Genomic DNA, 24,454 nt, shown 5'->3' on the forward strand with positions numbered 1-24,454 from the left:
AGAGAACTGGATTTTGTAATTCGTAATTTGTAATTGACAACGATGAACGAGGAATACATTGACAACGTTAAACACCTTATTGAGCAAAAAGACGCCGACAAGGTAAAAGGTCTTCTCATCGACCTCCATCCGGCCGACATCGCCGAATTGTGCAATGACCTGAATGCGGAAGAGGCTAAGTTCGTCTATCGCCTGCTCGATAACGAAATTGCTGCCGACGTGCTTGTCGAAATGGACGAAGATGCTCGTAAAGAGCTGCTCGAAATGCTTCCTTCGGAGACAATCGCCAAACGTTTCGTTGACTACATGGACACGGATGATGCCGTAGACCTGATGCGTGAACTCGATGAAGACAAGCAGGAAGAGGTTCTTTCGCACATCGAAGACATCGAACAGGCAGGAGACATCGTCGACTTGTTGAAATACGACGAAAATACCGCCGGTGGTTTGATGGGTACGGAAATGGTACTCGTCAACGAAAACTGGAGTATGCCCGAATGTCTGAAAGAGATGCGGCAACAGGCGGAAGAGCTGGACGAAATCTATTACGTATATGTCATTGACGATGACGAACGTCTGCGAGGTATCTTCCCGCTCAAAAAGATGATTACTTCCCCTTCTGTATCCAAAGTGAAACACGTGATGCAGAAAGATCCGATTTCGGTACACGTAGATACTCCCATTGACGAGGTAGTACAGGCGATTGAGAAGTATGACTTGGTGGCTATCCCCGTTGTCGACAGTATCGGTCGGCTTGTGGGACAAATCACCGTCGACGACGTCATGGATGAAGTCCGTGAGCAGTCGGAACGTGACTACCAGTTGGCATCCGGTCTTTCGCAGGACGTAGAAACGGACGATAATGTATTGAGACAGACCACTGCCCGCCTCCCCTGGTTATTAATCGGTATGATCGGCGGAATCGGCAACTCTATGATATTGGGTAATTTCGACTCCACCTTTGCTGCCCATCCCGAAATGGCACTATACATCCCGCTAATCGGTGGTACAGGAGGAAATGTTGGAACACAATCTTCGGCAATCATCGTACAGGGTTTGGCAAACAGCTCGCTGGACGCTAAAAATACCTTCAAGCAGATTACCAAGGAATCGGTAGTAGCTTTAATTAATGCCACTATTATCTCCTTATTAGTATACACCTACAACTTTATCAGGTTCGGCGCAACGGCTACGGTCACCTATTCCGTATCCATCAGCCTGTTTGCCGTGGTAATGTTCGCTTCTATTTTCGGGACACTGGTACCGATGACATTGGAGAAGTTCAAAATCGATCCAGCCATTGCAACAGGTCCGTTTATAGCCATTACAAATGACATCATCGGAATGATGTTGTACATGGGAATAACCGTTTTATTGTCATAAAAACACGATAAACAAAAAAAAATAAGCAAAATAGTATGAAGTAATCGTTTTATTTCATTAATTTGTGACCCAAAACTAATATACAATGATGGACGCTCATGACACTAATCAACCCTTGAACCAAGGGGAATTAGAAGAAGAAAAGAAAACAGTCGAGGTTTCTGAAGCTATTACAGAGACTCCGGCTGAAGATGTTACTGCCGAAGTTCAACCTGAAGCAGCTCCTAAACCTGCCACTAAGGAAGATGTACTAAACCAGCTAAAAGAGCTTGCGCAAGATGCTGAAAATGCGAACAAGCAGGATATTGACAATCTGAAACAATTATTCTACAAGTTACATAATGCCGAGTTGGAAGCTGCTAAGGTACAGTTTACAGACAACGGTGGAAACATTGAAGATTTTGTTGCCGAAGAGGACCCGACGGAAGAAGAATTCAAACGCCTGATGGGGGTTATCAAGGAAAAACGCAGTAAACAGGTTGCCGAGCTGGAACGCCAAAAGGAAGAAAACCTGCAAGTGAAACTTTCCATTATTGAAGAACTGAAAGAATTGGTGGAATCCGGAGATGACGCCAACAAATCTTATACGGAGTTCAAGAAGCTGCAACAGCAATGGAATGATACGAAACTGGTGCCGCAAGGTAAAGTGAATGAACTTTGGAAAAACTATCAATTATATGTAGAGAAGTTCTACGATTTATTGAAACTGAACAATGAATTCCGCGAATACGACTTCAAAAAGAATCTGGAAATCAAAACACATCTCTGCGAAGCTGCCGAAAAGTTGGCTGACGAGGAAGATGTTGTTTCCGCTTTCCACCAACTTCAGAAGTTGCATCAGGAGTTCCGCGATACAGGTCCGGTAGCCAAAGAACTGCGTGATGAAATCTGGAACCGGTTTAAAGCAGCTTCTACCGCTGTCAACCGCCGCCATCAGCAGCACTTCGAATCGTTGAAAGAAGCCGAACAGCATAATTTGGATCAAAAAACCGTCATCTGCGAAATCGTTGAAGCGATTGAGTATGATGAACTGAAAACATTCTCTGCTTGGGAAAACAAGACCCAGGAAGTGATTGCCTTGCAAAACAAATGGAAAACCATTGGTTTTGCGCCCCAGAAGATGAATGTGAAGATCTTCGAACGTTTCCGCCATGCCTGCGATGATTTCTTCAAGAAGAAAGGAGAATTCTTCAAGAGCCTGAAAGAAGGAATGAACGAGAATCTGGAAAAGAAAAAAGCGCTCTGCGAAAAAGCGGAAGCCTTGAAAGATAGTACAGACTGGAAAGTAACTGCCGATGCACTGACCAAACTTCAAAAAGAATGGAAGACCATCGGACCTGTTGCCAAGAAACACTCGGATGCTATCTGGAAACGGTTTATCACAGCTTGCGACTACTTCTTCGAACAAAAGAACAAAGCTACTTCTTCACAACGTTCTGTAGAAACAGAGAATATGGAAAAGAAGAAAGCGTTGATCGAGAAGTTATCCGCTATTGATGAAAGCATGGATACCGAAGAAGCAAGTACCTTGGTTCGGGATTTAATGAAAGAGTGGAACTCTATCGGTCATGTGCCGTTCAAAGAAAAAGATAAGTTATACAAGCAGTATCACGGAATCATCGATCAGCTATTCGACCGCTTTAACATCAATGCTTCCAACAAGAAGTTAAGTAACTTCCGTTCGAATATCAGCAATATCCAGGGAAGCGGTACTCAATCTCTGTACAGAGAACGCGAAAAGCTGGTACGTACTTATGAGAATATGAAGAATGAGCTTCAGACTTATGAGAACAATCTGGGCTTCCTGACTTCTACTTCTAAGAAAGGCAGCAGCCTGTTGACTGAATTGAACCGCAAGGTAGATAAGTTGAAAGCAGACTTGGAACTGGTATTACAAAAGATCAAAGTAATCGATGAATCAATAAAAGCAGAAGAATAAGAGTTCTGCCCGATTTAGAAAAATTAGAAACAGGTTTTATACTTACTTGAGCTATAAAACCTGTTTTTCTTTTCTACTAAACAAGACGACAGCCAGTTTAAGGATTTATTCTTTATCAATCAACTTCACGGCTTTTCATAAGATTAGCGTTTTTCGGACTATCAACATGCATTCGTATCACCGAATTTGCCACCGAGGAACTGTTTTTTTAAAACTTCCAGTGACCTATAATGTGACCTCTTGATGGTGAGAAGTTTAGAGACACATACTGTTAAACATGCAAAAAAGCCGTTATTACTAGGTAATAACGGCTTTTAGCTTATTTTGTCTTATAAATTGTTGGGCTACCTGGATTCGAACCAGGAATGACAGGACCAGAATCTGTAGTGTTACCATTACACCATAGCCCAATGATTTTCGTTTGCGGGTGCAAAGATACAAATATTTTGGGAATTCAAAACAAATCCGATATTTTTTTTGCAAAAATGTCCAAATAAGCTTTCCAAACAAAAGTATCTCCACTAAAAAACACAAAAATTGAGGGATAACTTTCTTGTATCCAATAAATCAGCGTATATTTGTCAAAAATATCACGTTTATTATCAGAAACAAAGGGTCACCTTTTTTTGTTATAAACAAATAGAGAACATGAATTATTAATCCCAATTACAGGAATGAACGATACTAAAGTATTAATTGAAAAAATAAAAGAAGGAATTCAAGAGAAAAAAGGTAAAAAGATAGTCGTTGCCGATTTAACCAGCATAGAAGATACCATCTGTAAATATTTCGTTATCTGTCAGGGAAATTCTCCCAGTCAAGTGAGTGCAATAGTAGATTCAATCAAGGAATTTACACGCAAAGGTGCGGACAGCAAGCCTTATGCAATCGACGGACTCCGGAATGCAGAATGGGTAGCTATGGACTATGCCGATGTATTGGTACACGTTTTTTTGCCGGAGACAAGAGCTTTTTATAATCTTGAGCACCTCTGGGCAGATGCTAAACTTACTCAAATCCCCGATCTAGACTAATTAATGATTATGGACAATAATAATAGCAATAATAACAATAGCAATAAACCTAACAATAAGGTTAATATGCCCAAGTTCAACCTGAACTGGATGTATATGATTATTGCCCTTATGCTTCTCGGCCTCTGGTGGGGCAGTGATTCAAAAGGAGCAGGAAGCAAAGCTGTAACTTACAGCGAGTTTCAGGACTATGTTAAAAAGGGTTATGTCAGCAAAGTATTGGGTTATGAAGATAAATCAATCGAAGCTTTCCTCAAACCGACTGCCGTAGGGGCTGTTTTTGGAGCCGACTCTACCAAGGTGGGACGCAACCCTGTCATTACAAGTAGAACCCCGTCTACCGATAAACTGGAAGAGTTTTTGCAGGCAGAAAAGGAAGCCGGTCATTTTGACGGTTCATCCGACTATCCGCCCAAATCGGATATTTTCCCCGCAATTCTGATTCAGGTACTCCCGCTTGTCTTGCTGGTTGCGTTATGGATATTCTTCATGCGCCGTATGAGCGGAGGCGGCAGTGGTGGCCCCGGCGGCGTATTTAATGTAGGAAAATCAAAAGCCCAGCTTTTTGAAAAAGGCGGAGCCATCAAGATTACATTTAAAGATGTAGCGGGGCTGGCTGAAGCAAAACAAGAAGTGGAGGAAATCGTAGAGTTCTTAAAAGAACCGCAGAAATATACGGATTTGGGAGGTAAGATACCCAAGGGAGCATTGCTGGTAGGCCCTCCGGGAACCGGTAAAACATTGCTTGCCAAAGCTGTGGCCGGCGAAGCGAATGTGCCTTTCTTCTCATTGGCAGGTTCCGACTTCGTGGAAATGTTTGTGGGTGTAGGTGCATCCCGTGTTCGCGACTTGTTTAAACAGGCTAAAGAAAAAGCTCCCTGTATCGTCTTTATTGATGAGATTGATGCCGTAGGACGTGCTCGTGGCAAGAACCCTGCAATGGGAGGAAATGACGAACGCGAAAACACATTGAACCAGTTGCTGACAGAAATGGACGGTTTCGGTTCCAATAGCGGTGTGATTATCCTTGCTGCTACCAACCGTGTAGACGTACTCGACAAGGCACTGCTCCGTGCAGGACGTTTTGACCGTCAGATACACGTAGACCTGCCCGACTTAAACGAACGTAAAGAAGTATTTGGCGTGCATTTGCGCCCGATTAAAATAGACGATAGTGTAGATGTGGACTTGCTGGCACGTCAGACACCGGGATTCTCGGGTGCGGATATTGCCAATGTCTGCAATGAGGCTGCACTGATCGCTGCCCGCCACGGGAAGAAATTCGTAAGCAAACAGGATTTCCTGGATGCGGTAGACCGCATCATCGGTGGTCTGGAAAAGAAAACCAAGATTACAACGGAAGCAGAAAGACGCTCCATCGCTTTGCATGAAGCAGGACACGCCTCTATCTCCTGGTTGTTGGAATATGCCAACCCATTGATTAAGGTTACGATTGTTCCTCGCGGACGTGCATTGGGAGCTGCCTGGTATCTGCCGGAAGAACGTCAGATCACTACCAAGGAGCAGATGCTGGACGAAATGTGTGCTACTTTGGGAGGACGCGCCGCTGAAGATTTATTCCTCGGCCGCATCTCAACTGGTGCCATGAACGACCTGGAAAGGGTGACTAAGCAGGCATACGGCATGATTGCCTATTTAGGTATGAGCGACAAGCTGCCGAACTTATGTTATTACAACAACGATGAATATTCTTTCAACCGTCCATACAGCGAAAAGACAGCCGAATTGATTGACGAAGAAGTCAAGAGAATGGTGAACGAGCAGTATGACCGTGCCAAGAAAATTCTGTCCGAGAATAAAGAAGGACACAACGAACTGACGCAATTACTGATTGACAAAGAAGTAATCTTCGCGGAAGACGTTGAACGTATCTTCGGTAAACGCCCCTGGGCTTCCCGTTCGGAAGAAATCATGGCTGCTAAAGAAAGCCAGGATGCCGCAAGAGCTGAAAGAGAACTTGCCCAAAAGCTGAAAGAAGAAGAAAAAGAAATCAAAGAAGAGGAAGCTGAAAATACCGCAAAAGAAAAACAAGCACCCATAGACACCAAAGTTGCCGCAGAAGGTAAAAAGGTTACTGTGGAGGGCAAAGTTACCGTAGAGGGTAAATCCAATGGGGAAGAACAAGCTAACGGGTCCAACTAATTAAAACGAATAGATTTTGATTAATAATTTCATAAAACGAGCTATTACGGGTGTACTCTTCGTTGCCATCTTGGTAGGGTGCATCCTTTATGACGCATTCAGCTTTGGTATTCTGTTCACCGCTATCAGCGCACTGACCATTTATGAGTTCGGACAGCTGGTAAATATGCGCGCAGAAGGAGTGAAGATAAACAAGACCATTAATATGCTCGGCGGGGCTTACCTATTCCTTGCAGTCATGGGATTCTGCATTGATGCGGCCGATTCGAAGATATTCATCCCGTATGTGCTTTTATTGCTTTACATGATGATTAGCGAGTTGTATCTGAAAAAGGAAAACCCGGTACTTAACTGGGCTTATTCTATGCTTAGCCAACTTTATATCGGACTGCCTTTTGCTTTGCTGAATGTATTGGCATTCCATAACGATCCGGGATCAGAATACAGTAGCGTAAGTTACAATCCTATCCTACCGCTATCCATCTTTATTTTTCTCTGGCTGAATGACACGGGAGCCTATTGCATCGGTTCATTGATCGGCAAACACCGGTTGTTTGAACGTATCTCTCCCAAGAAATCATGGGAAGGTTCTATCGGCGGCGGAGTGGTAGCAATCGGAGTATCTTTTATACTCGCTCACTACTTCCCATTTATGTCAATGATTGAATGGGCAGGACTGGCACTGGTGGTTGTTATATTCGGTACATGGGGCGACCTGACGGAGTCGTTATTGAAACGCCAGTTGCACGTTAAGGATTCGGGAACCATTCTTCCGGGACACGGTGGGATGCTCGACCGCTTTGACAGTTCCCTGATGGCTATACCGGCAGCAGTCGTTTATCTATATGCATTAACATGGTTCTAACGGGGGATTCTTTCTCAATCGATTAGAACTGAAACAAAATACAAAAGGTCGGGAACTTCTACGGAAGTATCCCGACCTTTTTCACACACAGTAAATCATAGTTAGGTTATCGGATCGAAGAAGTGGAATGAACATCCTTTGCTGCTTCCGGTACACCGACCGGATGATCCAGATCAAGCACAATCACTCTTCCTTCTCCATGTTCTCTTGAGTTTATTGTCACCTTAAACCCTTTGGGTGCTACCCAGGAATCTTTCGGCGTAGGGAAGAACTTTTCCAGATTATAAGAAACTCGTCCCCATCCCCAATAGTCAGTCACATCCTCATACGTATTATAACGCAGTTCCAAATGTATGTAACCATCTTCATCCACATTCAATGTTCCCGGTTCTGACGGTTCGCCCGGCTCTCCCGGTTCCATCTTATTTTGCACAAGACTGATACGATGTTTCTCCGAACGAGGCAACTCCTGGCGGAAAATTACGTTCAAGAACTTTCCTCCCAACCACATATCACCCTGATAAATCAGAATAGGATCATTTCCGAATTCTTCCGCTTCTTCCTCTGTCGACATATCTTCCACTTCTTTTGTCAACAGTTCCTGTATGCCTTCCATCTTCACTTGAACTCCTTTTCCTCCTTCCATGTCATACAAAGGATTGAAAAAAGCCACAACACGTTCACCGTCCACTGGTTTAAACCAAGGAATAGAAGTAGCAACCGGATCAATCACCCCCCAATTATCACCTTCCAAATAATATCCTCCTCCACCGATTGCACGGACAGTCGCCCAGTCCCAGCTGAAATCTCCAATAGAATAACCATCATCATCACATGATTGCAACATTGGCACTAATGCCAATAATAAGATTCCTAAAAGCCACTTAAATTTTTTCATATCTTTTTCCTTTCTTTATTTTAGTCTTCTGCTTTATAAATAAAAAAGCCGTGCATTTACTGCATCGGCTTTACGTTTATTCAGAAAAAGAAAGTTATTTTTTCAACAAACGCAGCATTTCACGAGCTGCATGACGAGGAGCACCGGCAGGTCCTAACCGTTCGGCTACATATTCATATCCCGAAAGCATCTCATTTCTATACGCTTCATTTTCAATGATATTTCTCAATTCGCTCTGCATATTCTTCACGGTCATCGTATCTGCCACCAGTTCCTTTACCACTTCACGGTCAGCAATCAAATTAACCAACGAAATAAATCTCACAGTTAAGATATGACGCCGCAAAAAAGAAACCACTTTCCCGATCGGAGTGTAATAACAAACCACTTGAGGAACACGAAACAATGCCGTCTCAAGCGTAGCTGTACCCGAAGTAACTAAAGCTACATCTGCATGTTGCAACAGGCTATAAGTCTGATCGAAAATGATTTTCACCTTCGCCTCTCCTACATATTGTTTATAATACTCGGGAGCAATGGCAAGTGCACCGGCCAAGACAAGCTGATAATCAGGAAAAGCGGAAGCAGCCTTCAACATATCCGGCAGATTATCTTTGATTTCCTGTTTCCGGCTACCGGCAAGAAGAGCGATAATCGGCTTATCCTCCAATTGGTTCTCCGCAATAAAGTGCTCCTTATTTTTCGGATGAGCAGCCTGATAGGCTGCCACCTCATCCACGGTAGGGTTTCCTACATAGTGAATGGGGTATTGATGCTTTCCTTCGAAGAATTCCACTTCAAAAGGAAGAATGGAGAAAAGCTCATCTACATCTCGTTTTATATTCTTGATACGGTATTCTTTCCACGCCCATATCTTCGGAGAAATATAATAGTAAACCGGTATCTGTGTCTTTGCATGGACAAACTTGGCAATATCAAGATTGAATCCCGGATAATCTACCAGAATAACAACGTCCGGTTCCCAGGAAACAATGTCTTCTTTGCAACGCTTCATATTTGCAAAGATAGTGCGCAGATGGAGTAATACAGGGATAAATCCCATGTATGCCAACTCCTTATAATGCTTCACCATTGTTCCTCCGACAGCCGCCATCAAGTCACCTCCGAAAAAACGGAAATCAGCCTGCGGGTCTTCTGCCTTTAAGGCAGCCATCAGATGAGAGGCGTGCAAATCGCCGGAAGCTTCACCGACAATCAGATAATACTTCATTGAGTTGAGAGTTGAGAGTTGAGAGTTGAGAGTTGGTAGGGATAGATGACTAACAGGGCGTCATGCTTTCTTTTTCAACTTTCAAATTTCAACTAATTAAACCATTTATTAAGTTCGTCCATAAAGTGATAAGCCGTCACGTCAACCGTAGTTGGGGTGATAGCAACATAACCATTTGCCAAAGCCCAATGATCGTTCTTCTCGTTTTCAGGTTCATGATCGGCAAATTCACCGGCCAGCCAAAAGTAGTTCGGATCATTCAAACGGGGACAGGCAGTCCATTCATTCGTCCAATGTCCTTTCGCCTGCTCACAGATTTTCACTCCTTTTATATTGGCTGTATCGGGAAAGTTTACATTCAGACAAGTTAAAGGAGGAAGTCCTTTTTCCAAGATCATAGAAGCGATATTGCGGATATAAGGTCCGGCAGCTTCAAAATCAGCATCAGGTGCATGATTGCACAAGGAGAAGCCAATAGAAGGGATTCCATTCAAACAGCCCTCAAACACCACTCCCATCGTACCGGAATAATGCACGTTAGTGGCAGAGTTATCTCCATGATTGATACCGCTGACTATCAGATCCGGAGTCCGGTCGAGCACTGTGTTTCGTGCCAATTTGATGCAATCGGTCGGTGTTCCCGAACATTTATAAACAGTCAAGCCCACTTCTTTCTTTACTAACTGGTAATGAACCGGCTGCGTCACCGTCAGCGCACACCCACTACCGGAACGCGGAGCATCAGGTGCCATCACTATAATCTCACCCAAAGGGCGAAGAAACTTCACCAGTTCATTAATACCTTTAGCCATCACGCCATCGTCATTCGAAACAAGTATCAACGGCTTCTCTTTTTCCATATATTCAATCCTTTCCTTTTTTATATTCGCACAAAAGTAACAAAAAGAAGCCGTACCACCAAACACCTCCCCGCATCAGATCGAAAAGTCTCTTCCCCCCACTCCTACCCGTTTACAAATCTTAATCTTCTGCAAGCGAGCAAAAAAAGAAATAAATATCCAATATAAATATGTATATTTGCAAGCTCATAAAGAGAAAGGTAGATGATGAACCTGTCGAAGTTTGGTAACCGTTTCGTCCGACAGTTATTAACAAAACAGGCGACTTATCAACAGAAATTGCAAAGTTTCTCTTTTTTCGTAGGCGCTCTAAGGATTTATCACTTATTTCGCTGCCAATAAATTTAGAGAATATGGGAAAAATTATTGCTTTGGCCAATCAAAAAGGCGGTGTAGGAAAGACAACGACTACGATTAATCTCGCAGCTTCACTTGCTACACTGGAAAAAAAGGTACTCGTAGTAGATGCCGACCCGCAAGCTAATGCCTCTTCCGGTCTGGGAGTAGACATCAAGCAGTCGGAATGCACTATCTATGAATGTATTATTGACAGAGCCAACGTACAGGACGCTATCCTTGACACGGAGATTGATTCTTTGAAAGTAATCTCTTCGCACATCAATCTTGTAGGAGCAGAGATTGAAATGCTGAACCTCCCAAACCGAGAAAAGATACTAAAAGAAGTACTCACGCCTTTGAAGAAAGAATATGACTATATCCTGATAGACTGTTCGCCTTCATTAGGACTGATCACGATCAATGCCCTGACGGCAGCCGACTCCGTGATTATCCCCGTTCAAGCTGAATATTTTGCTCTTGAAGGTATCAGCAAATTGTTGAATACCATCAAAATCATCAAGTCGAAACTGAATCCGGCTTTAGAAATCGAAGGTTTCTTACTGACAATGTATGACTCTCGTCTGCGTCAGGCTAATCAGATTTACGACGAAGTGAAACGTCATTTCCAGGAACTGGTGTTCAACACCGTTATTCAACGAAATGTGAAATTGAGCGAAGCTCCCAGCTACGGTGTCCCGACCATCCTTTACGATGCGGAATCTACCGGCGCCAAAAACCACCTGGCTCTTGCTAAAGAGATTATCAACCGAAATAAATAAAAGAAAGAAGAAGATATGGCAACACAAAAAAGAAATGCATTAGGACGTGGTCTCGACGCCTTGCTCTCAATGGATGATGTGAAAACCGAAGGGTCTTCTTCCATTAATGAAATAGAGCTGGCAAAGATTACTGTCAATCCCAACCAGCCCCGCCGTGAGTTTGACGAAACAGCATTGCAGGAACTGGCTGATTCCATTGCGGAAATCGGTATCATCCAACCTATTACCTTACGCAAACTCTCGGACGATGAGTATCAGATCATCGCGGGAGAACGTCGTTATCGTGCGTCACAAAAAGCAGGACTGAAAACAATCCCTGCCTATATACGCACTGCCGACGACGAAAACATGATGGAAATGGCGCTGATTGAAAATATCCAGCGTGAAGACCTGAATGCCGTAGAAATCGCACTTGCCTACCAGCATCTGCTCGATCAGTACGAACTGACACAGGAACGTCTTAGCGAACGTATCGGAAAGAAACGAACGACGATCGCCAACTACCTGCGCTTACTGAAATTGCCGGCTCCGATACAGATGGCCCTGCAAAACAAGCAGTTGGACATGGGACATGCCCGTGCACTGATTTCATTAGGCGACCCTAAACTACAAGTTAAAATATTCGAAGAAATACAAGAACACGGATATTCAGTCCGCAAAGTAGAAGAAATTGTTAAATCATTAAGCGAAGGAGAAGCTGTGAAAAGCGGCACACGGAAAATAACACCCAAACGTGGCAAACTTCCTGAAGAATTCAACTTATTGAAGCAACAACTCTCCGGCTTTTTCAACACCAAGGTACAACTCACCTGCTCTGAAAAGGGAAAAGGCAAGATCAGTATTCCTTTCGGGAACGAGGAGGAACTGGAACGTATCATGGAAATCTTCGATACGCTAAAGAAGTAAATGACAAGAAAAAGTAAGAAATATCAGTTACTAGTCAGCGCCCTGCTTCTCTGTTTTTTACAGGTGGCAGGGATTGATGTGTATGCACAATCCACTGTTACTCCGGCACGGAAAGATACAACAATCATACAGCGCGAAGCGCCGAAAGCCCGTGCACGAAGGCATCGTGATCCGATTATACAGGACTCGGTGAAGAAGGATTCTATCCAAATCATACCATCCAAAGAACTTCCGGCCATCGACAGTTTGTCAGCTGCTAAAATACAGATAGCGGACAGCTTGGATGCAGCCAACAAGAAAGAGCTGAAAAAGATAGAGCAGCCTGCCTCCATTGTTGTAAAGACCGACACTGTGCCGCCACCTGCTCAAGATATTAACAAGAAAATATTTATACCGAATCCGACCAAAGCAACATGGCTGGCAGTCGTATTCCCCGGTGGAGGACAGATTTACAACCGTAAATACTGGAAATTACCTATTATATATGGAGGATTTGCTGGTTGTGCTTACGCCTTAAGTTGGAACGGTAAGATGTACAAAGACTATTCGCAAGCCTATCTGGACATTATGGACAGCAACCCGAATACGAAAAGTTACGAAGACTTGTTGCCCCCGAACTCCACTTATAATGAGGAGCAGCTAAAAAACACACTAAAACGAAGAAAAGATATGTTCCGTCGTTATCGGGACCTTAGTATATTTGCTTTTATCGGAGTTTACCTGATCTCTATCATCGACGCTTATGTAGATGCAGAGTTGTCTAACTTCGATATAACCCCCGACTTGAGTATGAAAGTAGAACCGGCTGTTATCGACAATAACAACCAGTTCCGCTCCAGCAGTTTAAAAAGCAAGTCGGTTGGTCTGCAATGCGTATTACGATTTTAAAAACACAATTTAGATTGATCTTATTATTGAAGCATGAAGAAATTAGTTAACTATTGTTCGATTATTTTTCTTTTACTGGTGGCAACGTCGCAGGTAAAAGCGCAAAGTGTAGATGTAGTGATTCGTGAAAATGGAACTGAACGCAAAGAAAGCATCGACCTGCCTAAAAGTATGACATATCCACTTGACAGTCTGTTGAACGACTGGAAAGCCAAAAATTATATTGACTTAGGCAAAGATTGCAGTACAGCTGAAATCAACCCTTTATTCAGCGACTCTGTCTATATCGACCGCTTGTCACGCATTCCGGCTATCATGGAAATGCCTTATAATGATATTATCCGCAAATTCATCGATATGTATGCAGGACGCTTGCGTAATCAGGTTTCTTTCATGTTAAGTGCCTGCAACTTCTATATGCCGATTTTTGAAGAAGCATTGGATGCATACGGACTTCCACTGGAACTTAGATATCTCCCGATTATCGAATCTGCATTAAACCCCTCTGCCGTGTCACGCGCAGGCGCTTCCGGTCTGTGGCAATTTATGATTGGTACAGGTAAGATCTATGGCTTGGAATCAAACAGCCTGGTAGATGAACGACGCGACCCGATTAAAGCAACTTGGGCTGCCGCACGTTATCTCAAAGAAATGTACGATATCTATGGAGACTGGAATCTTGTGATTGCTGCTTATAACTGTGGCCCCGGTACTATCAACAAGGCAATCCGCCGTGCCAATGGCGAAACGGATTACTGGAAAATTTATAATTACTTGCCTAAAGAAACACGTGGTTACGTACCTGCCTTTATCGCCGCTAATTATGTGATGACTTACTATTGTGACCATAATATTTGTCCGATGGAAACAAATATCCCGGCAAGTACCGACACAGTACAAGTGAACAAGAACCTGCACTTCGAACAGATTGCTGATCTTTGCAATGTACCTTTGGATCAAATCAAGAGTTTGAATCCGCAATATAAGAAGCAAATGATTCCGGGTGACAGCAAGCCTTATACTTTAAGACTTCCTATCGATGCTATCAGTACCTTTATAGATAAGCAAGACACAATCTATGCACATCGCGCCGACGAATTGTTCCGCAACCGGAAAACCGTTGCTGTTAAGGAGATCACCCCCTCAACCCGCAAAACGACAACAGCCGTTGCCGGTAAAGGCAAACTGACCTACTACACAATAAAAAGTGGAGACACTTTGTCAACCATCGCCGGTAAGTATGGCGTCACGATTAAGGATATACAAAGGTGGAATGGAATGTCCAACACCAAAATTGCAGCAGGAAAACGATTGAAAATATACAAATAAACAGCTTCCTGCTTGCATCGTTCGGAAATTTGCTTATTTTTGCAGAACTAAGCAAGTGAAAGGATAACAATTATGGATAATCTGCCCCCCAAAGAAATAAGTGATGAAGAGATGATCAATCAGGCGTTCCACGAACTACTGAATGATTATCTCAACACTAAACATCGCAAAAAGGTTGAAATCATTACGAAGGCTTTCAACTTCGCCAATCAGGCGCATAAAGGTATCAAACGTCGTTCGGGCGAACCTTATATTATGCACCCGATTGCCGTTGCAAGTATTGTATGTAATGAGATCGGCCTGGGTTCAACTTCTATATGTGCGGCCTTGTTGCATGATGTAGTAGAAGACACTGATTACACAGTAGAAGACATTGAAAATATCTTTGGCCCGAAGATTGCCCAAATTGTGGACGGACTGACCAAGATATCCGGCGGAATTTTCGGTGACCGTGCTTCAGCACAAGCAGAGAACTTCAAGAAGTTACTGCTCACTATGTCGAACGATATCCGGGTAATTCTTATCAAGATAGCCGACCGTTTGCACAACATGCGTACCCTCGGTTCCATGTTGCCCAACAAGCAATATAAGATTGCAGGCGAAACGCTTTACATCTATGCGCCACTCGCCAACCGCCTGGGTCTCTATAAAATAAAAACAGAGCTTGAGAATCTAAGCTTCAAATATGAACATCCCGAAGAATATGCGGAAATAGAAGAGAAGTTGAATGCCACAGCTGCCGAACGCGACAAAGTTTTCAACGACTTCACTGCTCCTATCCGTACACAGTTGGATAAGATGGGATTAAAATACCGGATACTTGCCCGCGTAAAATCAATCTATTCTATCTGGAACAAAATGCAGACCAAGCATGTTCCTTTTGAAGAAATATTTGATCTACTAGCTGTCCGTATCATCTTCGAGCCACGTAACATAGAAGAAGAACTCAACGACTGTTTCGACATTTACGTTTCCATCTCCAAGATATACAAGCCTCATCCGGACCGTCTGCGCGACTGGGTGAGCCATCCTAAAGCAAATGGTTATCAGGCATTGCATGTCACCCTGATGGGTAATAACGGACAATGGATTGAAGTCCAGATTCGTAGTGAACGAATGAATGACGTTGCCGAACAAGGTTTCGCCGCTCACTGGAAATACAAAGAAGGAGGAGGCAGCGAAGATGAAGGAGAGTTGGAAAAATGGTTGAAAACCATTAAGGAGATATTGGATGATCCGCAACCGGATGCCATTGATTTTCTGGATACCATCAAACTTAATTTATTTGCTTCTGAAATATTCGTATTCACCCCCAAAGGTGAGCTGAAGACTATGCCGCAGAATTCTACGGCTCTCGACTTCGCGTTTTCCCTGCATACGGATATTGGCAGCCATTGTATTGGTGCCAAAGTCAACCACAAATTAGTTCCGTTAAGCCATAAATTGCAAAGTGGTGACCAAGTTGAGATCCTGACTTCAAAATCGCAACGTGTGCAACCGCAATGGGAAGTTTTTGCAACCACTGCCCGTGCCCGTGCCAAGATAGCAGCCATCCTCCGCAAAGAGCGTAAAGCAAACCAGAAGATAGGTGAAGAAATCCTTAACGAGTTTTTGAAAAAAGAGGAAATCCGCCCTGAAGAAACCGTTATTGAGAAGCTGCGCAAACTGCATAATGCCAAGAATGAAGAAGAACTGCTGGCCGCCATTGGCAGCAAAGCAATCGTCTTGGGAGAAGCGGATAAGAATGAACTGAAAGAAAAGCAAACCAGTAACTGGAAGAAATATCTGACTTTCTCTTTCGGCAACAATAAAGAGAAGCAAGAAGAAAAAGAGCCGCAAGAAAAAGAAAAGATCAATCCGAAGCAAGTGCTCAAGCTGACAGAAGAAAGTTTGCAGAAGAAATATATCATGGCCGAATGTTGCCATCCTATTCCCGGTGATGACGTATTGGGATATGTGGATGAAAACGACCGGATCATTATCCACAAACGCCAATGTCCTGTTGCCGCCAAACTGAAGAGCAGTTATGGCAACCGTATATTAGCAACAGAATGGGATACACACAAAGAACTATCTTTCCTGGTATATATATATATAAAAGGTATAGACAGCATGGGACTTTTGAATGAAGTCACCCAGGTTATCTCCAGACAACTCAATGTAAATATCCGTAAGCTAACCATCGAAACCGAAGATGGTATCTTTGAAGGAAAAATTCAGTTATGGGTACATGACGTGGATGATGTGAAAACCATCTGTAACAATCTGAAGAAAATACAGAATATCAAACAGGTGAGCCGCGTAGAAGAATAACATTGATCGACACATTCGTTATCGATCAACGTTATTCTACTCCCGCCCATCCAATTCGCGTTTAATAGCCAAAAGCTCTTCTTTTATCGCTTTCAGCTTATTTACAATCTCATAATTACGAACCGTAGCTTCTTTATTATCTTTCAAACGTTGCCGGGCACCGGGAAGTGTCATGCCTTTTTCTTTTACCAAATGATAGATAAGACCGATCGTTTCTACGTCTTCTTTGCGGTACTGACGTATTCCTCTTCCCGCTGTCTTAGGAGAGATTTGCGGAAATTCCTTTTCCCAAAAACGGAGCAATGACGGATTGACTCCGAACATATCGGCAACCTCTCCTATTGAATAATATAGCTTCAATTCTTTATCTGTATTAAGCATAGCACTCCTGTTTTAAGATTTTAATCGAATACTTTACCATGATTGGCTGCCAACTGAATCATCTTTTCATAATCTTCGGCACTCAAATCCATGAAATAATAATTGACCGGATTTACTACCTGCCCTTTCACGTACACTTCATAATGCAAATGCGGGCCAGTACTTTTTCCTGTACTACCCACTTTTCCGATAATCTCACCACGTACCACTTTCTTTCCGACTTTCGTATTAAATCCCTGCAAGTGAGCATACCGAGTAAGATACCCGAAACCATGATCTATCTCAATAGTATTACCGTATCCGGTTTCCCATCCCACTTTCACCACTGTTCCGTTTCCGGTAGCATATACATCCGTTCCCGGATGAGCAGAGAAGTCCATGCCTGCATGGAACTTTGTCGTACCATAAATAGGGTCAATACGTGTACCATAACCGGATGCTGTCTGACGAAGATCCTTATTCGAAATAGGCTGTATGGCCGGAATACATTTCAGCATCTCATCATGGTTCTTACACATATCAATCACATCATCGAAAGATTTCGACTGGATATAAAGCCTTTTGGAAAGCACGTCCAATTTTTGAGTCGTGTTCACCACCAGCTTGGCATTCGCCAAATCCATCAGTTCTTCGTAACGGTTCGTCCCACCATAACCTGCCTGACGAATAGCCGGAGAAACAGGATCTGCCTGTAAAATCACCCGATACAGATTATCGTCACGTTGCTGAATATCCTGAAGCACCCCCATAGCGTCGTCCAAACGCCGGGAAAGCACATTGTACTGCGCCAAAAGACGGCTGTTTTCAATTCTTAATTCCTTCTCCGACGGAGAACCAAAAATCAAAAGCAATACAATAAAGCAACCTGCTCCCAACCCCATTCCATAGAAAAGCCGACGCAGGATACTAAGCGCACGCTGCCGTACGGTAGGGTAAATTCGATCATAAGTCTGGGTCTGTGGATTATAGATGTAGTATACTTTGCGCATCTTTTTGGAAATATTTCGCTTGTTAATACGGCAAAAGTAATAAAAACAAGCTATCTTTGCACAGTTTTTACGAATTTATGAGTTGTGATTTATGATTTATTGGGGATTCCTCCCCTCTCTCATATCCCACAGCCCATAATTCATAATTCATAAATCATAATTCTTCATTATATGTTGACTGCAAAAGAGATCAGAGATTCATTCAAGAATTTCTTTGAGTCGAAAGGACACCACATCGTTCCCTCGGCTCCGATGGTGATTAAAGATGACCCTACCCTGATGTTTACGAACGCGGGTATGAACCAGTTTAAAGATATTATTTTGGGTAACCATCCGGCGAAATACCAAAGAGTCGCGGACTCGCAAAAATGTTTGCGTGTAAGCGGAAAGCATAATGACCTGGAAGAAGTAGGACACGATACGTACCACCACACCATGTTTGAAATGCTTGGTAACTGGTCGTTCGGCGATTACTTCAAGAAAGAAGCGATCAGCTGGGCGTGGGAATATCTGGTAGAAGTCTTGAAACTGAATCCGGAACATCTCTATGCAACCGTATTTGAAGGAAGTCCTGAAGAAGGATTGAGCCGTGACGACGAAGCTGCTTCCTACTGGGAACAGTTCTTGCCGAAAGATCACATCATCAACGGTAACAAACACGACAACTTCTGGGAAATGGGTGATACAGGACCTTGCGGACCTTGTTCCGAAATCCATATCGACCTCCGTCCTGCTGAAGAACGTGCCAAGATCTCCGGTCGCGACCTCGTGAACCACGATCACCCGCAGGTAATTGAAATCTGGAACCTCGTGTTCATGCAATACAACCGCAAAGCAGACGGCAGTCTTGAGCCGCTTCCTGCCAAGGTTATTGATACCGGTATGGGATTCGAACGTCTTTGTATGGCTCTGCAAGGCAAAACATCCAACTACGACACAGACGTATTCCAGCCAATGTTGAAAGCTATTGCAGCAATGTCGGGTACAGAATATGGAAAAGACAAGCAACAAGATATTGCTATGCGTGTGATTGCCGACCATATCCGTACCATTGCATTCTCAATCACAGATGGCCAGTTGCCGTCTAATGCAAAGGCAGGTTATGTGATCCGCCGTATCCTTCGCCGTGCTGTTCGTTACGGATATACTTTCCTCGGACAGAAACAGGCATTTATGTATAAGTTGCTTCCTGTATTGATTGATAACATGGGAGAGGCTTATCCTGAACTAGTTGCACAAAAGACACTGATTGAAAAAGTAATCAAGGAAGAAGAAGAATCATTCCTCCGCACTTTGGAAACTGGTATCCGTCTATTGGACAAGACAATGGAAGATACCAAAGCCAATGGAAAAACTGAAATCAGCGGTAAAGATGCCTTTACTTTATATGATACATTCGGTTTCCCGCTCGACTTGACAGAGCTGATTCTCCGTGAAAACGGAATGACTGTCAACATTGAAGAGTTCAATGAAGAAATGCAGCAACAGAAACAGCGTGCACGTAATGCTGCCGCCATCGAAACTGGTGACTGGATTGTACTGAAAGAAGGAACTACTGAATTCGTTGGTTACGATTACACTGAATACGAGGCTTCTATCCTTCGTTACCGTCAGATCAAACAAAAGAACCAGACATTGTATCAGATTGTACTCGACTATACTCCGTTCTATGCAGAAAGTGGTGGTCAGGTAGGTGATACAGGTGTATTGGTGAGCGAGTTCGAGACGATTGAAGTGGTCGACACAAAGAAAGAGAATAATCTTCCGATACATATTACCAAAAAGCTACCCGAACATCCGGAAGCTCCGATGATGGCTTGTGTAGATACCGACAAACGTGCTGCCTGCGCAGCCAATCACTCGGCGACCCACTTGCTGGATGCTGCTTTACGTGAAGTATTGGGTGAACACATCGAACAGAAAGGTTCATTGGTTACACCGGATTCATTGCGTTTCGACTTCTCTCACTTCCAGAAAGTGACCGATGAAGAAATCCGTAAAGTTGAACATATCGTCAATGCAAGAATCCGCGCTAATATCCCATTGAAAGAATATCGCAATATTCCTATCGAGGAAGCTAAGGAGTTGGGAGCTATCGCTCTCTTTGGTGAAAAGTATGGCGACAGAGTTCGTGTGATCCAGTTCGGCACTTCTATCGAGTTCTGTGGTGGTACACATGTAGCTGCAACCGGAAATATCGGTATGGTAAAAATCATCTCCGAAAGTTCTGTTGCTGCCGGCGTTCGCCGTATTGAAGCTTATACCGGAGCACGCGTGGAAGAAATGCTGGATACGATACAAGATACACTTAGCGACTTGAAGGCTCTCTTCAATAATGCTCCTGACTTAAGAATTGCAATCCGTAAATATCTGGATGAAAATGCAGGATTGAAAAAGCAGGTAGAAGACTTCATGAAAGAGAAAGAAGCAGCTTTGAAGGAAAGACTACTGAAAAATGTACAAGAGATCCACGGTATCAAAGTAATCAAGTTCTGTGCCCCACTACCGGCAGAAGTAGTGAAGAATATCGCTTTCCAGCTTCGGGGTGAAATCACAGAAAACTTGTTCTTCGTAGCCGGAAGTACAGACAATGGCAAACCGATGCTGACAGTAATGCTTAGCGATAATTTGGTTGCTGGTGGTCTGAAAGCTGGTAATCTGGTAAAAGAAGCTGCAAAACTGATTCAAGGTGGCGGCGGTGGCCAACCTCACTTCGCTACTGCAGGAGGTAAAAATGCTGATGGACTACCGGCAGCAGTTGAAAAAGTACTGGAGCTGGCAGGAATCTAAGAATAAATAAAAGAGGCTGTCTAACAAGCCCCGAAAAAAAAGAAATCACCCCTGTCAGAGTTTGTTCTGATAGGGGTGAAATCGTTAAAAAGAGACTTATAGACAACCTCTTTTACGTAAAGATTTAAATTAGACGCGTCTGAATAAATACATAAGAAACTCCCTATTAATATAGAGAAAAATAGTGACGGTATATGCACAGGATAGTGACGGTATCGCAGGCATATAGCGTCACTATTTGCATCGGATAGCGTCACTATTTTACAGAAGTGAATTCACCAACAACAATTTCAGCTTGAATCCCCTTTTGAATCCCCTATAAAAGCATCGGGGAAGGATATTTCCTACCCTCCCCCAAAAACCAACAAACCCGGTAAAAAATAGAAGTCTATTTGTCTCTTTCTAAAAATATTAGCTTATAATTTAGGCTTGTCACAGTTTTTTTCTACCTTTGTGACCAGATTAATTATTTTTCTTATCCTTCAAATAAATAAAATAAGTAATCACTAATACCTAAAGAATGATGAGAACACCTGCTTATCTATGCCTGCTGTTAACCTGCATGCTCATTTCTTGTACCCCTACGCAAGAGAAACACGAAATAGATTACACATCTTATGTAAATCCATTTATCGGAACAGACTTCACTGGAAACACTTATCCTGGTGCCCAAGCTCCTTTCGGCATGGTGCAACTTAGCCCGGACAACGGACTCCCCGGATGGGACCGTATCTCCGGTTATTTCTATCCGGACAGTACGATTGCCGGTTTCAGCCACACACATCTTTCCGGCACTGGAGCGGGAGATTTGTATGACATCTCTTTCATGCCTGTCACTCTTCCCTACAAAGAAGCGGAAGCTCCACTTGGCATCCACTCTAAATTCTCCCACAAGGATGAAAGTGCTCATGCCGGTTATTATCAAGTACGCCTGACTGATTATAACATCAACGTCGAACTGACTGCCACCGAGCGTTGTGGTATCCAACGTTATACGTTTCCGGAAGCCCAATCTGCTATCTTCTTAAATCTGAAGAAAGCCATGAACTGGGATTTTACCAACGATTCTCATATCGAAGTCGTAGACTCCGTTACCATTCAAGGTTACCGTTTTTCCGACGGCTGGGCACGCGATCAACACATCTATTTCCGCACCCGATTCTCCAAGCCTTTTGAGAAAATGGAACTGGACACAACTGCCATCATCAAAGACAATAAACGTATCGGCACCGCTGTTATCGCCCGCTTCGATTTCAATACCCAAAAGGATGAACAGATATTAGTAAACACTGCCGTTTCCGGTGTCAGCATGGAAGGAGCAGCCAAAAACCTGCAAGCTGAAGTCCCCGAAAATAACTTCGACAAATACTTGGCGGAAACAAAAGCAAACTGGAACCGCCAGCTCGGAAAGATTGAAATAAAAGGTGATAATGAGAACGATAAAGTGAACTTCTACACTGCTCTCTATCACTCAATGATTGCTCCAACTATTTACAGTGATGTAGACGGAGCTTACTACGGTCCCGATAAGAAAGTACACCAAGCCGACGGCTGGGTTAATTATAGCACTTTCTCCCTATGGGATACATACCGTGCCGCCCACCCGCTCTTTACTTATACCGAACCCGAGCGTGTCAACGACATGGTGAAATCCTTCATCGCCTTCTACGAACAGAATGGCCGTCTGCCAGTGTGGAACTTCTACGGAAGTGAAACAGACATGATGATCGGTTATCATGCTGTTCCTGTTATTGTAGACGCCTATCTGAAAGGAATCGGCGACTTCGACGCAAAGAAAGCCTTGGATGCTTGCATAGCAACGGCTAATCTGGATAATTACCGCGGCATCGGACTCTACAAAGAATTAGGATACATACCTTACAACGTAACAGACCACTACAACGCAGAAAACTGGTCGTTATCCAAAACACTGGAATACGCTTTCGATGACTATTGCATTGCCGAAATGGCGGAGAAGATGGGCAAACAAGACATTGCGGACGAATTTTACAAACGTTCTCAAAACTACAAGAATGTATATAACCCCGCCACTTCTTTCATGCAGCCACGTGACGACAAAGGCACCTTTATCAAGGATTTCAAAGCCGATGACTATACGCCACACATTTGCGAAAGCAACGGATGGCAATACTTTTGGTCTGTACAGCATGACATTAACGGACTGATCGACCTTGTAGGAGGTAAAAACCGATTTGCCGAAAAACTGGACAGTATGTTCACCTATCATCCGGCAGCAGATGACGAACTACCTATCTTCAGCACGGGCATGATAGGACAATATGCGCATGGCAATGAACCGAGCCATCATGTTATTTATCTGTTCAATGCTATAGGACACGAAAATCGCACACAAGAATATGTAGCCAAAGTGATGAACGAGCTCTACAAGAACGAACCAGCCGGTCTTTGTGGCAACGAAGATTGCGGACAGATGTCAGCATGGTATGTATTCAGTGCGATGGGATTCTACCCCGTCAATCCCGTCAGTGGAAAATACGAGATAGGTACTCCCCTATTCCCGGAAATGCAATTACATCTGGCGAATGGAAAGACTTTCACCGTACTGGCCCCCAAAGTGAACAAAGAAAATATCTATATCCAATCCATCAAAATAGATGGAAAACCGTATGACAAAACATATCTTACTCACGAGCAAATCATGAGTGGAGCAACTGTCGAATTCGAAATGAGTAACACCCCTAAAGCAATTGGAGTCATATTCGAAGAAAATAACCCATAAGCCAAACCTGAACAACCAATTGAGAGAATGAACGAAAACTTCGATATAACCTATAAAGCACTATTTCGCCGGTACTATCCCAGCCTGATTTTCTATGCAACCCGTCTGGTGGGAGAAGAAGAAGCAGAGGATGTAGTGCAGGACGTATTTGTAGAATTATGGAAGCGGAAAGACCACATAGAGATAGGCGACCAAATCCAGGCCTTTCTCTATCGTGCCGTTTACACCCGTGCCCTTAACGTCTTGAAACACCGCAGTGTGGAAGACGGTTATTGTGTTGCCATGGAAGAAATCAACCAAAGACGCGCAGAATTCTATCAACCGGACAACAACGAAGTAATTCGGAGGATCGAAGATAAGGAACTCCGCAAGGAAATTCATGATGCAATTAATGAACTCCCTGACAAATGCAAAGAGGTTTTCAAACTTAGCTATCTGCATGATATGAAAAACAAGGAAATAGCCGATATTCTCGGAGTTTCACTCCGCACGGTGGAAGCCCATATGTATAAGGCTTTAAAATACTTGCGTGGCCGACTTGATCCTCTTTGGACGATTCTTTTCTTATTTTTATGGCGATTATAATAAGTGTTTTTGCGTTTTGAA

At 43.4% G+C, this 24,454-nt stretch carries 18 protein-coding genes and 1 tRNA gene; 13 read left to right on the forward strand and 6 right to left on the reverse strand.

All coding sequences use genetic code 11. From position 1 onward, the window contains the following. Positions 1-42: 42 nt before the first annotated feature. On the forward strand, positions 43-1,383 hold the full coding sequence (gene mgtE / locus DW173_RS11135) for a magnesium transporter (RefSeq protein WP_004312092.1): 1,341 nt from the start codon (positions 43-45) through the stop codon (positions 1,381-1,383). An 85-nt stretch (positions 1,384-1,468) separates the two neighbouring features. Beyond that, the gene (locus DW173_RS11140) at positions 1,469-3,322 is read left to right on the forward strand and encodes a DUF349 domain-containing protein (RefSeq protein ID WP_120144456.1); all 1,854 of its coding nucleotides are present in this window, start codon (positions 1,469-1,471) and stop codon (positions 3,320-3,322) included. Positions 3,323-3,661: 339 nt separating this feature from the next. Here DW173_RS11140 and DW173_RS11145 read toward each other — a convergent pair. Then, a tRNA-Gln gene (locus DW173_RS11145) sits at positions 3,662-3,732 on the reverse strand. Between the two features lie 264 nt (positions 3,733-3,996). Here DW173_RS11145 and rsfS point away from each other — a divergent pair. From rsfS to DW173_RS11160, 3 genes are read left to right on the forward strand one after another with little or no spacing between them, the layout of a single operon-like run. After that, on the forward strand, positions 3,997-4,356 hold the full coding sequence (gene rsfS / locus DW173_RS11150) for a ribosome silencing factor (protein ID WP_004310984.1): 360 nt from the start codon (positions 3,997-3,999) through the stop codon (positions 4,354-4,356). A 9-nt stretch (positions 4,357-4,365) separates the two neighbouring features. Further along, complete coding sequence (gene ftsH / locus DW173_RS11155; RefSeq protein WP_120144465.1) at positions 4,366-6,519, forward strand: ATP-dependent zinc metalloprotease FtsH; 2,154 nt, start codon at positions 4,366-4,368, stop codon at positions 6,517-6,519. Positions 6,520-6,535: 16 nt separating this feature from the next. Next, positions 6,536-7,384, forward strand: a complete 849-nt coding sequence (locus DW173_RS11160; protein WP_008020633.1) for a phosphatidate cytidylyltransferase — start codon at positions 6,536-6,538, stop codon at positions 7,382-7,384. A gap of 106 nt (positions 7,385-7,490) precedes the next feature. Here DW173_RS11160 and DW173_RS11165 read toward each other — a convergent pair whose 3' ends face one another. From DW173_RS11165 to surE, 3 genes are all read right to left on the reverse strand, one after another. Next, positions 7,491-8,282 (reverse strand): NigD-like protein, encoded by a 792-nt coding sequence (locus tag DW173_RS11165; protein WP_120144457.1) that lies wholly within the window; start codon positions 8,280-8,282, stop codon positions 7,491-7,493. Between the two features lie 94 nt (positions 8,283-8,376). Beyond that, positions 8,377-9,513: a lipid-A-disaccharide synthase gene (lpxB, locus tag DW173_RS11170; RefSeq protein ID WP_120144458.1), complete on the reverse strand. Its 1,137-nt coding sequence runs from the start codon at positions 9,511-9,513 to the stop codon at positions 8,377-8,379. A 92-nt stretch (positions 9,514-9,605) separates the two neighbouring features. After that, the gene (gene surE / locus DW173_RS11175) at positions 9,606-10,373 is read right to left on the reverse strand and encodes a 5'/3'-nucleotidase SurE (protein ID WP_120144459.1); all 768 of its coding nucleotides are present in this window, start codon (positions 10,371-10,373) and stop codon (positions 9,606-9,608) included. Between the two features lie 353 nt (positions 10,374-10,726). Between surE and DW173_RS11180 the strand changes: the two genes are divergently transcribed. The 5 genes from DW173_RS11180 to DW173_RS11200 all read left to right on the forward strand — a co-directional run bounded on the left by DW173_RS11180 (position 10,727) and on the right by DW173_RS11200 (position 16,927). Further along, the gene (locus DW173_RS11180) at positions 10,727-11,491 is read left to right on the forward strand and encodes a ParA family protein (protein WP_004301394.1); all 765 of its coding nucleotides are present in this window, start codon (positions 10,727-10,729) and stop codon (positions 11,489-11,491) included. A 15-nt stretch (positions 11,492-11,506) separates the two neighbouring features. Continuing rightward, positions 11,507-12,397 carry a ParB/RepB/Spo0J family partition protein gene (locus tag DW173_RS11185; RefSeq protein WP_120144460.1) on the forward strand — a complete coding sequence of 297 codons (891 nt, stop codon included), beginning with the start codon at positions 11,507-11,509 and terminating at the stop codon, positions 12,395-12,397. Further along, positions 12,398-13,285, forward strand: coding sequence for a DUF5683 domain-containing protein (locus DW173_RS11190; RefSeq protein ID WP_004315141.1), 888 nt, complete (start codon positions 12,398-12,400; stop codon positions 13,283-13,285). A gap of 33 nt (positions 13,286-13,318) precedes the next feature. Then, positions 13,319-14,614: a lytic transglycosylase domain-containing protein gene (locus DW173_RS11195; protein ID WP_004315140.1), complete on the forward strand. Its 1,296-nt coding sequence runs from the start codon at positions 13,319-13,321 to the stop codon at positions 14,612-14,614. 72 nt (positions 14,615-14,686) lie between these two features. Beyond that, complete coding sequence (locus DW173_RS11200; RefSeq protein WP_015532345.1) at positions 14,687-16,927, forward strand: RelA/SpoT family protein; 2,241 nt, start codon at positions 14,687-14,689, stop codon at positions 16,925-16,927. 36 nt (positions 16,928-16,963) lie between these two features. Here DW173_RS11200 and DW173_RS11205 read toward each other — a convergent pair whose 3' ends face one another. Then, on the reverse strand, positions 16,964-17,308 hold the full coding sequence (locus DW173_RS11205; protein ID WP_004301384.1) for a MerR family transcriptional regulator: 345 nt from the start codon (positions 17,306-17,308) through the stop codon (positions 16,964-16,966). A gap of 20 nt (positions 17,309-17,328) precedes the next feature. After that, a complete protein-coding gene (locus tag DW173_RS11210) occupies positions 17,329-18,297 on the reverse strand; it encodes a M23 family metallopeptidase (RefSeq protein WP_004315137.1) in 969 nt (322 codons plus the stop codon). A gap of 171 nt (positions 18,298-18,468) precedes the next feature. Here DW173_RS11210 and alaS point away from each other — a divergent pair, with 171 nt between their 5' ends. From alaS to DW173_RS11230, 3 genes are all read left to right on the forward strand, one after another. Beyond that, positions 18,469-21,087, forward strand: a complete 2,619-nt coding sequence (gene alaS / locus DW173_RS11215) for an alanine--tRNA ligase (protein WP_004315136.1) — start codon at positions 18,469-18,471, stop codon at positions 21,085-21,087. Positions 21,088-21,610: 523 nt separating this feature from the next. Beyond that, positions 21,611-23,848, forward strand: coding sequence for a GH92 family glycosyl hydrolase (locus tag DW173_RS11225; RefSeq protein WP_117683363.1), 2,238 nt, complete (start codon positions 21,611-21,613; stop codon positions 23,846-23,848). Between the two features lie 27 nt (positions 23,849-23,875). After that, entirely contained in the window at positions 23,876-24,433 is a 558-nt protein-coding gene (locus DW173_RS11230; RefSeq protein ID WP_117683350.1) for an RNA polymerase sigma-70 factor, read from the forward strand. The last annotated feature ends 21 nt before the right edge of the window (positions 24,434-24,454 follow it).

The sequence above is a fragment of the Bacteroides sp. AM16-13 genome (assembly GCF_003602705.1).
In the GTDB taxonomy this organism is placed as follows: Bacteria; Bacteroidota; Bacteroidia; order Bacteroidales; family Bacteroidaceae; genus Bacteroides; species Bacteroides xylanisolvens.

Bases quoted from the DNA above. Each gene is read 5' to 3' on its own strand.
- mgtE (WP_004312092.1), top strand. From the start codon at position 43: ATGAACGAGGAATACATTGACAACGTTAAACACCTTATTGAGCAAAAA.
- DW173_RS11140 (WP_120144456.1), top strand. From the start codon at position 1,469: ATGATGGACGCTCATGACACTAATCAACCCTTGAACCAAGGGGAATTA.
- rsfS (WP_004310984.1), top strand. From the start codon at position 3,997: ATGAACGATACTAAAGTATTAATTGAAAAAATAAAAGAAGGAATTCAA.
- ftsH (WP_120144465.1), top strand. From the start codon at position 4,366: ATGGACAATAATAATAGCAATAATAACAATAGCAATAAACCTAACAAT.
- DW173_RS11165 (WP_120144457.1), bottom strand. From the start codon at position 8,282: ATGAAAAAATTTAAGTGGCTTTTAGGAATCTTATTATTGGCATTAGTG.
- lpxB (WP_120144458.1), bottom strand. From the start codon at position 9,513: ATGAAGTATTATCTGATTGTCGGTGAAGCTTCCGGCGATTTGCACGCC.
- surE (WP_120144459.1), bottom strand. From the start codon at position 10,373: ATGGAAAAAGAGAAGCCGTTGATACTTGTTTCGAATGACGATGGCGTG.
- DW173_RS11180 (WP_004301394.1), top strand. From the start codon at position 10,727: ATGGGAAAAATTATTGCTTTGGCCAATCAAAAAGGCGGTGTAGGAAAG.
- DW173_RS11185 (WP_120144460.1), top strand. From the start codon at position 11,507: ATGGCAACACAAAAAAGAAATGCATTAGGACGTGGTCTCGACGCCTTG.
- DW173_RS11190 (WP_004315141.1), top strand. From the start codon at position 12,398: ATGACAAGAAAAAGTAAGAAATATCAGTTACTAGTCAGCGCCCTGCTT.
- DW173_RS11195 (WP_004315140.1), top strand. From the start codon at position 13,319: ATGAAGAAATTAGTTAACTATTGTTCGATTATTTTTCTTTTACTGGTG.
- DW173_RS11200 (WP_015532345.1), top strand. From the start codon at position 14,687: ATGGATAATCTGCCCCCCAAAGAAATAAGTGATGAAGAGATGATCAAT.
- DW173_RS11205 (WP_004301384.1), bottom strand. From the start codon at position 17,308: ATGCTTAATACAGATAAAGAATTGAAGCTATATTATTCAATAGGAGAG.
- DW173_RS11210 (WP_004315137.1), bottom strand. From the start codon at position 18,297: ATGCGCAAAGTATACTACATCTATAATCCACAGACCCAGACTTATGAT.
- alaS (WP_004315136.1), top strand. From the start codon at position 18,469: ATGTTGACTGCAAAAGAGATCAGAGATTCATTCAAGAATTTCTTTGAG.
- DW173_RS11225 (WP_117683363.1), top strand. From the start codon at position 21,611: ATGAGAACACCTGCTTATCTATGCCTGCTGTTAACCTGCATGCTCATT.
- DW173_RS11230 (WP_117683350.1), top strand. From the start codon at position 23,876: ATGAACGAAAACTTCGATATAACCTATAAAGCACTATTTCGCCGGTAC.